The sequence below is a fragment of the Pseudomonas sp. KCJK9000 genome, assembly GCF_046230725.1.
GTDB classification, from domain to species: domain Bacteria; phylum Pseudomonadota; class Gammaproteobacteria; order Pseudomonadales; family Pseudomonadaceae; genus Aquipseudomonas; species Aquipseudomonas promysalinigenes.
In genome coordinates this window covers 1-12,406 of record NZ_JBJJLN010000041.1, presented here as the reverse complement: position 1 = coordinate 12,406, position 12,406 = coordinate 1, and the positions used below count along the sequence as shown (strand labels likewise).

The window sequence follows — 12,406 nt, the reverse complement described above, 5'->3', positions numbered from 1 at the left end:
GAAATGCGCGCAGATGTGTTGATCGTCGGTGCCGGCATGGTCGGCAGTGCCCTGGCCTTGGCGCTTCGCCACAGCGGCCTGGAAATTATCCTGCTCGATGGCGGCCCGCTTTCGGTCAAACCGTTCGATCAGGCTGCCCCGTTCGAACCGCGGGTCAGTGCCCTGTCGGCGGCCAGCCAGCGGATCCTCGAACGCTTGGGGGCTTGGGACGGCATCGCCAGTCGACGTGTGTCAGCGTATTCCGATATGCAGGTGTGGGACGGCAGCGGCACCGGGCAGATCCATTTCTCGGCCGCCAGCGTACATGCCCAGGTGCTCGGCCATATCGTGGAAAACCGGGTAGTGCAGGACGGGCTGCTGGAGCGCCTGCACGACAGCGACATCGGCCTGCTGCCCAACGCCCGCCTGGAACAGCTGCGCCGTTCGGGTGACCAGTGGCTGCTGACGTTGGCCGACGGCCGCAAACTACGCACGCCGCTGGTGGTGGCTGCCGACGGCGCCCATTCGGCGGTGCGCAAGCTGGCCGGCTGCCAGACCCGTGAATGGGATTACCTGCACCACGCAATCGTTACCAGCGTGCGCTGCAGCAGCGCCCACCAGGCCACGGCCTGGCAGCGGTTCACCGATGATGGGCCCCTGGCGTTCCTGCCGTTGTCCCGAGACGGCAAGCAGGACTGGTGCTCGATCGTCTGGTCCACGACGCCGGAGCAGGCCGAACGGATCATGGCCCTGGGGGATCAGGCCTTCCTCGAGGCACTGGAGCGCGCCTTCGAGGGGCGTTTGGGGCGTGTGCTGGAAGCGGACCCGCGCCTCTGCGTGCCGTTGCGCCAGCGCCACGCCATGCGCTACGTCGATGAAGGGCTGGCGCTGATTGGCGATGCGGCACACACCATTCACCCGTTGGCCGGGCAGGGGGTCAATCTTGGCTTTTTGGATGCCGCAGTGCTGGCCGAAGTGTTGGGCAATGCAAGCGCGCGAGGCGAGCGCCTGGCCGATGTGAAAGTGCTCAGTCGTTACGAGCGCCGACGCATGCCGCATAACCTGGCGCTGATGGCGGCGATGGAAGGCTTTGAACGGCTGTTCCAAGACGACCGGTTGCCGCTGCGCTGGCTGCGAAACACCGGTTTGAAGCTTGTGGAGCAGCTGCCAGATGCAAAAGCAGTGTTCGTGCGCCAGGCCTTGGGGTTGAGCGGGGATCTGCCGGAGCTGGCCAAGGCTTGAGACCGCCGGGAGCCGCGTCCTGGCTGCCTGCAACATCCGGTAACTGCTCGGTAGATGAGCTGGATAATGGGATTCACTACCATTTGCGCCTCTCATACGATCCCAGGAGTGCTTTCCATGTTGCCACGCAAGCCCCTATTGGCCGCTCTGGCCCTGTCCCTGCTCGGCGGCACCGCCCAGGCGGCTGATGAAGTGGTGGTGTACTCCTCGCGTATCGACGAGCTGATCAAGCCGGTGTTCGACGCCTACACCGCCAAGACCGGGGTCAAGGTCAAGTTCATCACCGACAAGGAAGCCCCGCTAATGCAGCGCATCAAGGCCGAGGGCGAGAACGGGGTGGCCGACCTGCTGCTGACCGTCGATGCCGGCAACCTTTGGCAGGCCGAACAGATGGGCATTCTGCAGCCGATCAAGTCGGCCACCATCGACCAGAACATCCCGCCCCAGTACCGTGCCTCGTCCCATGACTGGACCGGCCTGAGCTTGCGGGCACGGACCATCGTCTACTCCACCGAGCGGGTCAAGCCGGCCGAGCTGAGCACCTATGAAGCCCTGGCCGACAAGCAGTGGGAAGGCCGCCTATGCCTGCGCTCGGCCAAGAAAGTCTACAACCAGTCACTGACCGCTACCCTGATCGAAAACCATGGCGAGGCCAAGACCGAGCAAATCGTCAAAGGTTGGGTCAACAACTTGTCCACCGATGTGTTCTCCGACGACAACGCGGTAATCCAGGCAATCGCCGCTGGCCAGTGCGATGTAGGGGTGGTGAACACCTATTACTACGGCCGCCTGCACGCCCAGAACCCACAACTGCCGGTGAAGCTGTTCTGGCCCAACCAGGCTGACCGGGGCGTGCATGTCAACCTGTCCGGTATCGGCCTGACCAAGCATGCACCTCACCGGCAAGCCGCCATCGAACTGGTCGAGTGGATGACCGGCGAGCAGGCGCAGAAGCTGTTCGCCGACATCAACCAGGAGTTTCCGGCAAACCCCAAGGTCAAGCCTTCGGACGAAGTAGCGGCCTGGGGTAGCTTCAAGGCCGACAGCATTGCGGTGGAAGTGGCCGGCAAGCGTCAGGCCGAGGCCATTCGCCTGATGGATCGTGCCGGCTGGAATTAAGCCCCAGGCTTGACCACTCCGTGGCCTGTCAGGGCCTTTTCGCGGGTAAACCCCAAGAGTAGCGGTGTACGCTGTGGGGCTACCCGCGAACGATTGCAACCGAGACCATCGCCTTGCCCCACACCCTCCAACGTCGCTGGTACCTTCCGGTCATCCTGACCGCCGCTTTGGTCCTTCTGCCCCTGAGTGTGCTGCTGCTGTCCTGGCAGTCGGTCGACCTGCAGATCTGGTCGCACCTGCTCGATACCCAGATGGCCCGCCTGCTGGGCAATACTGCGACACTAGTGCTTGGCGTCGGCTTCGGCGTTACCCTGCTCGGTGTCAGCTTGGCCTGGCTCACCAGCCTGTGTGAGTTTCCCGGCAGGCGTTGGCTCGACTGGGCGCTGATGCTGCCTTTCGCCATACCGGCCTACGTGCTGGCCTTCGTTTTCGTCGGCCTGCTCGACTTCGCAGGCCCTGTGCAGAGCGCGCTGCGCGAGGCGTTCGGGCCTATGCGCCTGCCCAGGGTACGCTCTACGGGCGGGGTAATCATCGTGCTCGTGCTGGTGTTCTACCCCTACGTCTACCTGCTGGCGCGCACCGCGTTCCTGGCCCAGGGCAAAGGCCTGATGGAAGCAGCGCGGGTGCTTGGCCTGACACCCTTGCAAGCCTTCTGGCGGGTTGCCCTGCCGATGGCGCGGCCAGCGATCGGTGCTGGTATTGCCCTAGCGTTGATGGAAACCTTGGCCGATTTTGGCGCAGTGGCGGTGTTCAACTTCGATACCTTCACCACCGCCATCTACAAGACCTGGTATGGCTTCTTCAGCCTGTCCAGCGCGGCGCAGTTGGCCAGCCTGCTGCTGTTGGCGGTGATGCTGGTGCTGTACGGCGAGCGCCGGGCCCGTGGGGCAACCCGCCATGGTCATGAGCGCCCGCGCGGGCAGGCGCTTTACCACTTGCGCGGGTTGAAGGCGCTGCTGGCCAGCGCTTGGTGCTTGCTGGTGTTCGCCTGCGCATTCGTCATCCCGCTGCTGCAGTTGCTGGCGTGGTTTTGGCAGCGCGGTCGGCATGATCTGGACGAACGTTATGTGGGCCTGGTGCTGCATACCTTGTACCTGGGCAGCATGGCCGCCCTGATCACCGTTGGCGTGGCCCTGATGCTGGCGTTCGCTCGGCGTCTGGCGCCTACGGCGGGGGTGCGCGCGGGCGTCGGCCTGGCCAATCTCGGCTACGCCTTGCCAGGCTCGGTGCTGGCGGTGTCGATCATGCTGGCCTTCAGCTACCTGGACAACCACGTGGTGATACCGCTGACGGCGTGGTTGGGCGGTGCAGGCAAGCCATTGCTGTTGGGTAGCCTGGCGGCGTTGCTGCTGGCGTACCTGGTGCGCTTCATCGCGGTGGCTTATGGGCCGCTTGAGAGCAGCCTGGCGCGTATTCGCCCATCGCTGCCAGAGGCTTCACGCAGCCTGGGTGTGGGTGGCATGGGTTTGTTTTTCAAGGTGTATCTACCGCTGCTAGTGCCTGGCGCCCTCAGCGCCGCGTTGCTGGTGTTCGTCGATGTGCTCAAGGAAATGCCTGCCACCTTGCTGATGCGCCCATTCGGCTGGGATACCCTGGCGGTAAGGGTCTTCGAGATGACCAGCGAGGGCGAGTGGGCCCGCGCCTCGTTGCCGGCGCTCACCCTGGTGCTGGTAGGGCTGTTGCCAGTCATCGGGCTGATTCGCCGTTCCGCTCGTCGCCCCGGTCACAGTCACTGAGGATGCCAGCCTGCGCCCATGCGGCTACAATGCGCGGCATTCGCGCGGCGGGTCCTACAAGAAGAGCTGACGATTAAACGTCTTCGACCGCCGCCGCTTCGCCACGCCCGGAAGGAGAAACCCATGGGACAGCGCACGCTTTTATACGACTTGCACCTGGCGCTGGGCGCCAAGACGGTCGATTTCGGTGGCTGGGACATGCCCCTGCACTACGGCTCGCAAGTCGAGGAACACAATCAGGTGCGTAGCGATTGTGGGGTGTTCGACGTTTCCCACATGACGGTCATCGACATGACTGGCGAGCAGGCCACGGCCACGTTGCAACGCCTGTTGGCCAACGACGTTGCGCGGCTGAGCAGCATCGGCAAGGCGCTTTACAGCCCGCTGCTAAACGAGCAAGGCGGGGTGATCGATGATCTGATCGTGTATCGCACACATACCGGCTACCGCTTGATCACCAACGCCATCACGCGGACCAGGGTTCTCGATTGGCTGAACGAGCAGGCTGTCGGCTTCAACGCAACGTTCAAGGTACGCCCGGACTTGGCCATCCTCGCCATTCAAGGCCCCCATGCTCGAGAAAAGGTCGCTGGGCTGCTAAGCCCTGCGCGCGCTGCGTTGATTCGTGAACTGCGGCCATTCGAAGGAGTTGCCGAAGGCGACTGGTTCATCGCTCGCACCGGCTACACCGGTGAAGACGGCCTGGAGATCATTCTGCCAGGTGATGAAGCTGTAGGATTTTTCAACGATCTGGTCGGCGCGGGTATCGCCCCCAGCGGCCTCGGCGCGCGCGATACCCTGCGCTTGGAAGCCGGGATGAATCTGTATGGCCAGGACATCGATGAGCAGCACACCCCGCTGACCTCCAACCTCGGTTGGAGCATTGCCTGGGAGCCTGCCGAGCGCAACTTCATCGGCCGCACTGGCCTTTTGGCGGAAATCGAGCATGGCGTGCAGGAGAAACTGGTCGGCCTGGTGCTCGAAGAGCGCGGGGTGTTGCGTGCTCACCAAGTGGTTCGTGTTGCCGGTATTGGCGAAGGGGAGATCACCAGTGGTAGTTTCTCGCCTACGCTGAGCAAGTCCATAGCCCTGGCGCGTGTCCCCATGGCTACTGCCGACCGTGCCGAGGTCGAAATTCGCGGCAAGTGGTACCCGGTGCGAGTGGTCAAGCCGACCTTCGTGCGCCATGGCAAGATTCTGATCTGAACATTCAACGGCGGGCCGAACCGCTGAGCCAAACGAGGAAGTCAACACATGAGCAATATCCCCGCCGATCTGCGTTTCGCCGAAAGCCACGAGTGGGCGCGCCTGGAAGCCGATGGCAGTGTCACCGTCGGCATCAGCGACCACGCCCAGCAAGCACTGGGTGATGTGGTGTTCGTCGAGCTGGCCGAAGTGGGCAAAACCTTCAGCGCTGGCGATGCTGCCGGCGTGGTCGAATCGGTCAAGGCAGCATCCGACATCTACGCCCCGGTTTCCGGTGAGGTGATCGCGGTCAACGAAGAACTGGCCGACAGCCCAGAGCTGCTCAACGACGAGCCTTATGAGTCGTGGATCTTCAAGCTCAAGCCAAGCAACCCGGCCGAGCTGGACAAGCTGCTGGATGCCGCGGGCTACAAAGCTGCCATCGGCGAGTGATAGCGCCTCGCCTGCTTTGCGGGTAAACCCGCTCTTGAATGAGCGGCTTCAGCCGCAAACAGGCACAGGCTGGCGAACAAGTTTTCACGCAGCATCGTCGATCCCTTCCTAGACTTACAAGTCTCCATGAGACCCGGTCTAGGAAGAGAGCGTCGACATGCCTCAGTCGCCATCCCTGCAGCAACTGCAAGAGCTCAACCCTTTTTTGCGCCGCCATCTGGGGCCCGATGCCTCGGAGCAGCAGGCCATGCTCAATGCCCTTGGCCTCAGTAGCCGTAGCGAACTGATCGAGCAGACCGTGCCGCCAGGCATACGCTTAAACCGCGCCCTCGACTTACCGCCGGCCCTGGACGAGCAGGCTGCGTTGGCCAAGCTTGCCGCTTACGCCGAACAGAACCAGGTGTGGACCAGCCTTATCGGCATGGGCTACCACGGAACCGTGACGCCCACCGTCATCCTGCGCAACGTGCTGGAAAACCCCGGCTGGTACACCGCCTACACGCCCTATCAGCCTGAAATCGCCCAAGGCCGACTAGAGGCGTTGCTCAACTTCCAGCAAATGGTCATCGACCTCAGCGGTTTGGCGCTGGCCAATGCATCGCTGCTCGATGAAGCCACCGCCGCTGCCGAGGCAATGGCGCTGGCCAAGCGTGTGGCACGCAACAAGTCCAACGCGTTCTTCGCCGACGAGCATTGCCACCCACAAACATTGTCAGTGCTCAAAACCCGCGCCGAGGGTTTCGGCTTCGAGCTGATCGTCGACGCTGTGGACAACCTTGCCCAGCACCAAGTGTTCGGTGCATTGCTGCAGTACCCGGATACCCACGGCGAGGTACGTGACCTGCGCCCGTTCATCGACCAGTTGCATGCCCAGCAGGCCCTGGCCTGCGTGGCGGCGGACCTGCTCAGCCTTGTGGTGCTGACGCCGCCTGGCGAAATGGGTGCCGATGTGGTGCTCGGCTCGACTCAGCGCTTCGGCGTGCCGATGGGCTTCGGCGGCCCGCACGCCGCCTACTTCGCTTGCCGTGAGGATTACAAGCGGGCGATGCCAGGGCGCATCATCGGCGTGTCCCGCGATGCACGTGGCAATACCGCGTTACGCATGGCCCTGCAAACGCGCGAGCAGCACATTCGCCGCGAAAAGGCCAACTCCAACATCTGCACAGCCCAGGTACTGCTGGCCAACATGGCCGGGTTCTATGCGGTTTACCATGGGCCAGAAGGGCTGCAGCGTATTGCCCAGCGCGTGCACCGGCTGACTTTCCTTTTGGCCGCAGGCCTTGAGGCCAAAGGCATAAAGCGTATCAATCAGCATTTTTTCGACACCCTGACCTTGGATGTTGGCGGCGCCCAGGTGGCAATCATCGAAAGCGCCGAGGCTGCTCGCATCAACCTGCGGATTCTGGGGCGCGGCCATTTGGGCGTGAGCCTGGATGAAACCTGCAGCGAAGCCACGGTGTTGCGCTTGTTCGATGTATTCCTAGGGGTCGATCATGGTCTTGATATCCACGCCCTTGACCAGCTGGCGTCGCCTGAAGGTATCCCCGCAGCATTGGCGCGCGGTACGCCGTTCCTTGGCCACCCGGTGTTCAATCTGCATCACAGCGAAACCGAGATGCTGCGCTACCTCAAGCAGCTTGAAAACAAGGACCTGGCCCTGAACCAGTCGATGATCCCGCTCGGCTCTTGCACCATGAAACTCAATGCCACCAGTGAGATGATACCGATCACCTGGCCCGCCTTCGCCCAGCTACACCCCTTCGCACCTGCCGCACAGGCCGCGGGCTATAAGGCGATGATCGATGAGCTGGAAAGCTGGTTGTGCGCCATCACCGGTTTCGACGCCATCTGCATGCAGCCCAACTCCGGCGCTCAAGGTGAATACGCGGGGCTCATGGCAATCACACGCTATCACCGCAGTTGCCAACAGCCACAACGCACGTTGTGCCTGATTCCCTCGTCTGCCCACGGAACCAACCCGGCCTCGGCGCAGATGGCTGGCATGGAGGTGGTGATCGTCGAGTGTGACGATGCTGGCAACGTCGACCTCGAAGACCTCAAGGCCAAGGCTGCTGCCGCCGGCGACAAGCTGTCATGCCTGATGGTCACCTATCCTTCGACCCATGGTGTTTATGAGGAGGGCATCCGCGAGATCTGCGCGGTGGTCCACCAATACGGTGGCCAGGTCTACATGGACGGTGCCAACCTCAATGCCCAGGTTGGCCTGGCCCGGCCTGCGGACATCGGTGCCGACGTTTCGCATATGAATCTACACAAGACGTTCTGCATCCCCCACGGCGGAGGCGGCCCAGGCATGGGCCCAATCGGCATTCGCGCCCATCTGAAACCCTTCGTCGCAAGTCACCCGGTAGTGCCCGTGCCCGGGCTGGACCCGAACAACAGTGCGGTCAGTGCCGCGCCCTGGGGCAGCGCCAGCATTCTGCCGATCAGTTGGATGTACATAGCCATGATGGGCCCGCAACTGGCTGACGCCAGCGAGGTGGCGATCCTTTCAGCCAACTACCTGGCGAGCCAGTTGGCCGGAGCGTTCCCGGTGTTGTACCGCGGGCGTAACCAGCGGGTGGCCCATGAGTGCATTCTCGACCTGCGGCCTCTCAAGGCGCAGACCGGCATTACCGAGGAAGACGTTGCCAAGCGCTTGATGGACTATGGCTTCCATGCCCCGACCATGTCATTTCCGGTGCCGGGTACCCTGATGGTCGAGCCGACTGAAAGCGAGTCGAAGGCCGAGCTGGACCGCTTCGTCGAGGCGATGCTGGCGATTAGGGCAGAGATCGCTCAGGTTCAAGACGGGAGCTGGCCAGCCGAAGACAACCCACTCAAGCATGCACCCCATACCCTGGCCGACGTACTGGAGCCATGGACGCGGCCCTACACCCTGGAGCAGGCCATTGCCCCCAGCGGCCACGTGCGTCTGCACAAATACTGGCCTGCTGTGAACCGCGTCGACAATGTCTATGGTGACCGGAACCTGTTCTGCGCCTGTGTGCCAGTGCAGGCGTACCGGTAGTGCCATGTGCTGGCGTTGGCTACTTAGCGGTTGGCACCGCAAGGTAGGCGGCGCGGCTATTGAGCCAAGGCATGTTTGGCGAGGATCGCATGGGCCAGTTCCATGTCCGAGGCCTCAAGCCCTGGGTGTTCAGCCCGGATCTGCTGGATCGCAGCCTCTAGGTACGGCCCACGAATCGCCCCGTCGCTGGCTACGAAGCTGCCGGCGTCGTCCTGTGCCGCGACCACCAATTTGTGGTCGGCCGATGTCAGGTAGCTGGAAGAAAACAGGGTGCCGGTGGATACCAATGAGCGGGACGAACCGGAAGCTTCTGCCGTTTGCTGGCCGATGAGAATCACAAGTAGAGCGGCTAAGAGTTCACGCATATCGAGGCTCCAGTGAGCGGTTGGCGGAGCCTCGATGGTAACGAACGAACGTTCGGTAGTAGTCCTACACCGGCCTGAGAGGTTGGTAGGAAAGGTCTGCTTGGTGTCAGAGCATCCGAGTTACGCTGCGGGAGCGTTCACGGATTGGCCGTGCGGGCCAAAATTGCATTGGCCAGTTCCATGTCCGATGCTTGAAGCGTGGGGTTTTGCGCACGTACTTGCTGCAACGCTTGTTCCAGAAACGGCCCGCGAATCTCACCGTTACTGGCGACGAAACTGCCGGCGTCATCCTGTGCCGCCAGTACCAGCTTGTGGTCGCGCGAGGTGATGTAGCTGGACGCCGTGGTGGCGCCAGAGGTCATTACATTACGCCAGAAAGTGTCGGCCATTGTGGAGCCAACAGGCAGCGAAAGCAGGGCAGCGGCTGCCAGCGCGGATTTGATGCGCATGATGAAACACCTGAAGGGTGAGGGGGCTGAAGATGGCCGCTTTGATCGTCAAAACCACACCTAAGTTCCTTGATTGCGAAGGTTTTCGCTCAGGAACAGACCCGCATCACCTCTTCGCTGCGGGTGATTCCACGGGCCACTTTCGCCGCCCCGCAACTGCGTAAATCTTGTAATCCTTCAGCCACCGCCTGGCGCTGCAGGTCGGCCAGGTCGGTACTGGCGCCGATGTGCGACCGCAAGCTGTCGCTGGGGATCAGCAGTTCGAACAGGCCTGTGCGGCCCCGATAGCCGGTGCCGCGACACAACGGGCATGGTGCGCCGGACGCGTGCCCTTGGCAGCCATCGCAGAGGATGCGCACCAGGCGCTGTGCCATGACCCCGGCCAAAGTCGCGCGGATCAGGTAGTCGGCCACCCCCAGCTCCAGCAGACGGGTAATGGCGCTGCAGGTGTCATTGGTGTGCAGGGTCGAAAGTACCAGATGCCCGGTAAGCGCGGCCTGCACCGCCACTTGTGCGGTTTCGCGGTCGCGTATCTCGCCGATCATGATGATGTCGGGGTCCTGGCGTAGCAGAGCACGCACGCCGTCGGCAAAATCCAGCCCCAACCCGGGCTGCACCTGTAGTTGGTTGAAGGCAGGCTCCAGCCGCTCGATGGGGTCTTCGATGGTGCACAGGTTGACCTCAGGTGTGGCCAGCAGCTTGAGGCTGGCGTACAGCGTACTGGTCTTGCCCGAGCCTGTAGGCCCGGTCACTAGCACAATGCCCTGGCGGCGCTGCAACAGCCTGCGCCACTGGCTCAGCGTCTCACCCTCCAGGCCAAGCTGGGCGAAGTCTTCCTGCAACTGGCGCGGGTCGAACAGGCGCACCACCAGTTTTTCGCCATAGGGCGTAGGCAGTGTGGAGAGGCGCAATTGCACTTCGCTGCCGCCAGGCAGGCGACTTTTGACCCGCCCGTCTTGCGGGCGGCGCTTTTCCGCTACGTCCATGCGCCCCAAGTGTTTCAAGCGGCTGACCACGGCCAGGGTAACGCTGGCTGGGAAGGCGTAGACCGTCTGCAACAGCCCGTCGATGCGATAGCGCAGGTGGCCCTTTTCGTGGCGTGGCTCCAGGTGGATATCGCTGGCGCGTTGCTCGATGGCGTATTGCAGCAGCCAGTCGACGATATTCACGATGTGCGCATCGTCGGCCGTGGCCTGCGCCTGGCGCTGGCCCAGTTCAAGCAAGTGCTCCAGTTCGCCCAGCCGGGTCGTCTGCTGGTGCTGCGCACCTTGGACCGAGTGGGCCAGGCGAAACAGCGACTGGCCCAGCTGGCGGATCTGCAGCGGGCTGGCCAGCACGCGGCGGATTGGTTTGCCCAGGCTGCGTGCGAGGTCGGCCTGCCACAGTTGCTGATAGGGCTGGGCACTGGCTACGGTGATGGCGTTGGCATCTTCGGCCACGATCAGGATGCCGTGACGTTGCGCAAAGGCGGGTGAAATCAGGCCATTGACCTGGGTAAGGTCCAGCTGCATGGGGTCGATGTGCAAGTAAGGCTGACCGACCTTGTGTGCCAGCCACTGGCACAGCGCATCCAGGGTCAGCTGCTGGCCGGGCCTGCAGCGGTCTTCAAGGCCCAGTGCCGCGATGGTTTCCAACGGGTGGTGCGCACTGTAGTGCGCCGCTTGTTCACGAACCTGGCATGAGTCGCTGGCGCTGAGGTGCTGGTCGGCCTGCAAGGCGTCCAGCAGGCTTTGAAGGTCGAGGGCTTGCTCGTCGGGCGTTAACATCCGTGGGCTTCCTTGCCTTAAGGGAGACGAGTGGCAAGGCTAGTCGGGCTCTGGCAAGCCGCGTTGGGGAAAGATTATCCAGATTTTGCGCGCCTAGCTTCAGACCACCGCCAGCTCCAGGTACGCCAGGTTTTCCAGGCTTACCTCGCCCACGCATACCAGGTTGCGCAGTTTTTGCGCAATTACCTGCGCCCTATGCCAACTCAGTCCGCCGATGCCGATTTCGATGTCGAGCCAGTCTTCCTGCTGGCTGACCTGCACGCTATGGGGAGTAAGGAACTGCAGGGCGAACAGGTTGAGCACACGGCAAAGCGTATCCGGTTCGACCTCGGCTTGCAGGCAATAGCGCACGGTGCTGTGGCTGGCATTGGCAGCCCAGGCATCGCTGCGGGGCAGGGGGCGTTCGAGTGCGTTCATGATGGGTCTCCGCGGGTCTGGGAGAAATTCTTGCACGTCGAAGCCGGTATTTTTTCGCTATTATTTCATTAATTCCCCTATATTTTAGATTGAACTAATCGGATTGCCGCTATTTGGAGAATTATTCATGCAAAGCGAGTTGGATGCCTACGACCGGCGCATCCTCGAACTACTGCAAGAAGACTCATCACTGTCCAGTGCGCAGATCGCCGAGCGCGTGGGGCTGTCGCAATCGCCCTGCTGGCGCAGGATTCAGCGGTTGAAAGAGGAAGGAGTGATCCGAGGCCAGGTAACCCTGCTGGACCGCAAGAAGGTCGGCTTGAACACCCAGATCTTCGCCGAAGTGAAACTCAACGCCCACGGCCGCTCCAACTTCACTGAATTCACTGAGGCGATCCGCGGCTTTCCGGAGGTGCTGGAATGCTATGTGCTTATGGGGGCGGTGGACTTTCTGCTACGCATCGTCACCTCGGATATCGAGGCTTATGAGCGCTTCTTCTTTGAAAAGCTATCGAACGTGCCGGGTATTCAGGAAGTGAATTCGATTGTGGCGCTGTCGGAGATCAAGTCCACCACCAGCTTGCCTCTGGCGAAGTAACGCTGCTGCGGCCAAATCCTGGGATTGGGCTGCCAGGTGCCTGACTTGATGAATGTAGCGCCTGTA

The 12,406-nt window shown here is 62.2% G+C and carries 11 protein-coding genes; 7 read left to right on the top strand and 4 right to left on the bottom strand.

Annotated features, from left to right (window positions below):
- Window positions 1-3 precede the first annotated feature (3 nt).
- From ACK59H_RS17080 to gcvP, 6 genes are all read left to right on the top strand, one after another.
- A complete protein-coding gene (locus ACK59H_RS17080) occupies window positions 4-1,221 on the top strand; it encodes a 2-octaprenyl-3-methyl-6-methoxy-1,4-benzoquinol hydroxylase (protein ID WP_409264666.1) in 1,218 nt (405 codons plus the stop codon).
- Window positions 1,222-1,338: 117 nt separating this feature from the next.
- A complete protein-coding gene (locus tag ACK59H_RS17075; protein ID WP_186476201.1) occupies window positions 1,339-2,340 on the top strand; it encodes an extracellular solute-binding protein in 1,002 nt (333 codons plus the stop codon).
- Between the two features lie 113 nt (window positions 2,341-2,453).
- Complete coding sequence (locus tag ACK59H_RS17070) at window positions 2,454-4,076, top strand: ABC transporter permease (protein WP_409264659.1); 1,623 nt, start codon at window positions 2,454-2,456, stop codon at window positions 4,074-4,076.
- A gap of 123 nt (window positions 4,077-4,199) precedes the next feature.
- Window positions 4,200-5,282 carry a glycine cleavage system aminomethyltransferase GcvT gene (gene gcvT, locus ACK59H_RS17065; RefSeq protein WP_186476203.1) on the top strand — a complete coding sequence of 361 codons (1,083 nt, stop codon included), beginning with the start codon at window positions 4,200-4,202 and terminating at the stop codon, window positions 5,280-5,282.
- 48 nt (window positions 5,283-5,330) lie between these two features.
- Entirely contained in the window at window positions 5,331-5,714 is a 384-nt protein-coding gene (gene gcvH, locus ACK59H_RS17060) for a glycine cleavage system protein GcvH (protein WP_060477171.1), read from the top strand.
- 157 nt (window positions 5,715-5,871) lie between these two features.
- On the top strand, window positions 5,872-8,745 hold the full coding sequence (gcvP, locus tag ACK59H_RS17055; RefSeq protein ID WP_409264658.1) for an aminomethyl-transferring glycine dehydrogenase: 2,874 nt from the start codon (window positions 5,872-5,874) through the stop codon (window positions 8,743-8,745).
- A 56-nt stretch (window positions 8,746-8,801) separates the two neighbouring features.
- Here gcvP and ACK59H_RS17050 read toward each other — a convergent pair whose 3' ends face one another.
- The 4 genes from ACK59H_RS17050 to ACK59H_RS17035 all read right to left on the bottom strand — a co-directional run bounded on the left by ACK59H_RS17050 (window position 8,802) and on the right by ACK59H_RS17035 (window position 11,742).
- A complete protein-coding gene (locus tag ACK59H_RS17050) occupies window positions 8,802-9,110 on the bottom strand; it encodes a DUF2388 domain-containing protein (RefSeq protein ID WP_186476205.1) in 309 nt (102 codons plus the stop codon).
- A gap of 137 nt (window positions 9,111-9,247) precedes the next feature.
- Window positions 9,248-9,559 carry a DUF2388 domain-containing protein gene (locus tag ACK59H_RS17045; protein ID WP_060477168.1) on the bottom strand — a complete coding sequence of 104 codons (312 nt, stop codon included), beginning with the start codon at window positions 9,557-9,559 and terminating at the stop codon, window positions 9,248-9,250.
- Between the two features lie 89 nt (window positions 9,560-9,648).
- Window positions 9,649-11,325, bottom strand: coding sequence for a GspE/PulE family protein (locus ACK59H_RS17040; protein ID WP_409264657.1), 1,677 nt, complete (start codon window positions 11,323-11,325; stop codon window positions 9,649-9,651).
- Between the two features lie 99 nt (window positions 11,326-11,424).
- Window positions 11,425-11,742 (bottom strand): hypothetical protein, encoded by a 318-nt coding sequence (locus ACK59H_RS17035; RefSeq protein WP_060477166.1) that lies wholly within the window; start codon window positions 11,740-11,742, stop codon window positions 11,425-11,427.
- A gap of 127 nt (window positions 11,743-11,869) precedes the next feature.
- Here ACK59H_RS17035 and ACK59H_RS17030 point away from each other — a divergent pair, with 127 nt between their 5' ends.
- A complete protein-coding gene (locus tag ACK59H_RS17030) occupies window positions 11,870-12,340 on the top strand; it encodes an Lrp/AsnC family transcriptional regulator (RefSeq protein ID WP_186476209.1) in 471 nt (156 codons plus the stop codon).
- The last annotated feature ends 66 nt before the right edge of the window (window positions 12,341-12,406 follow it).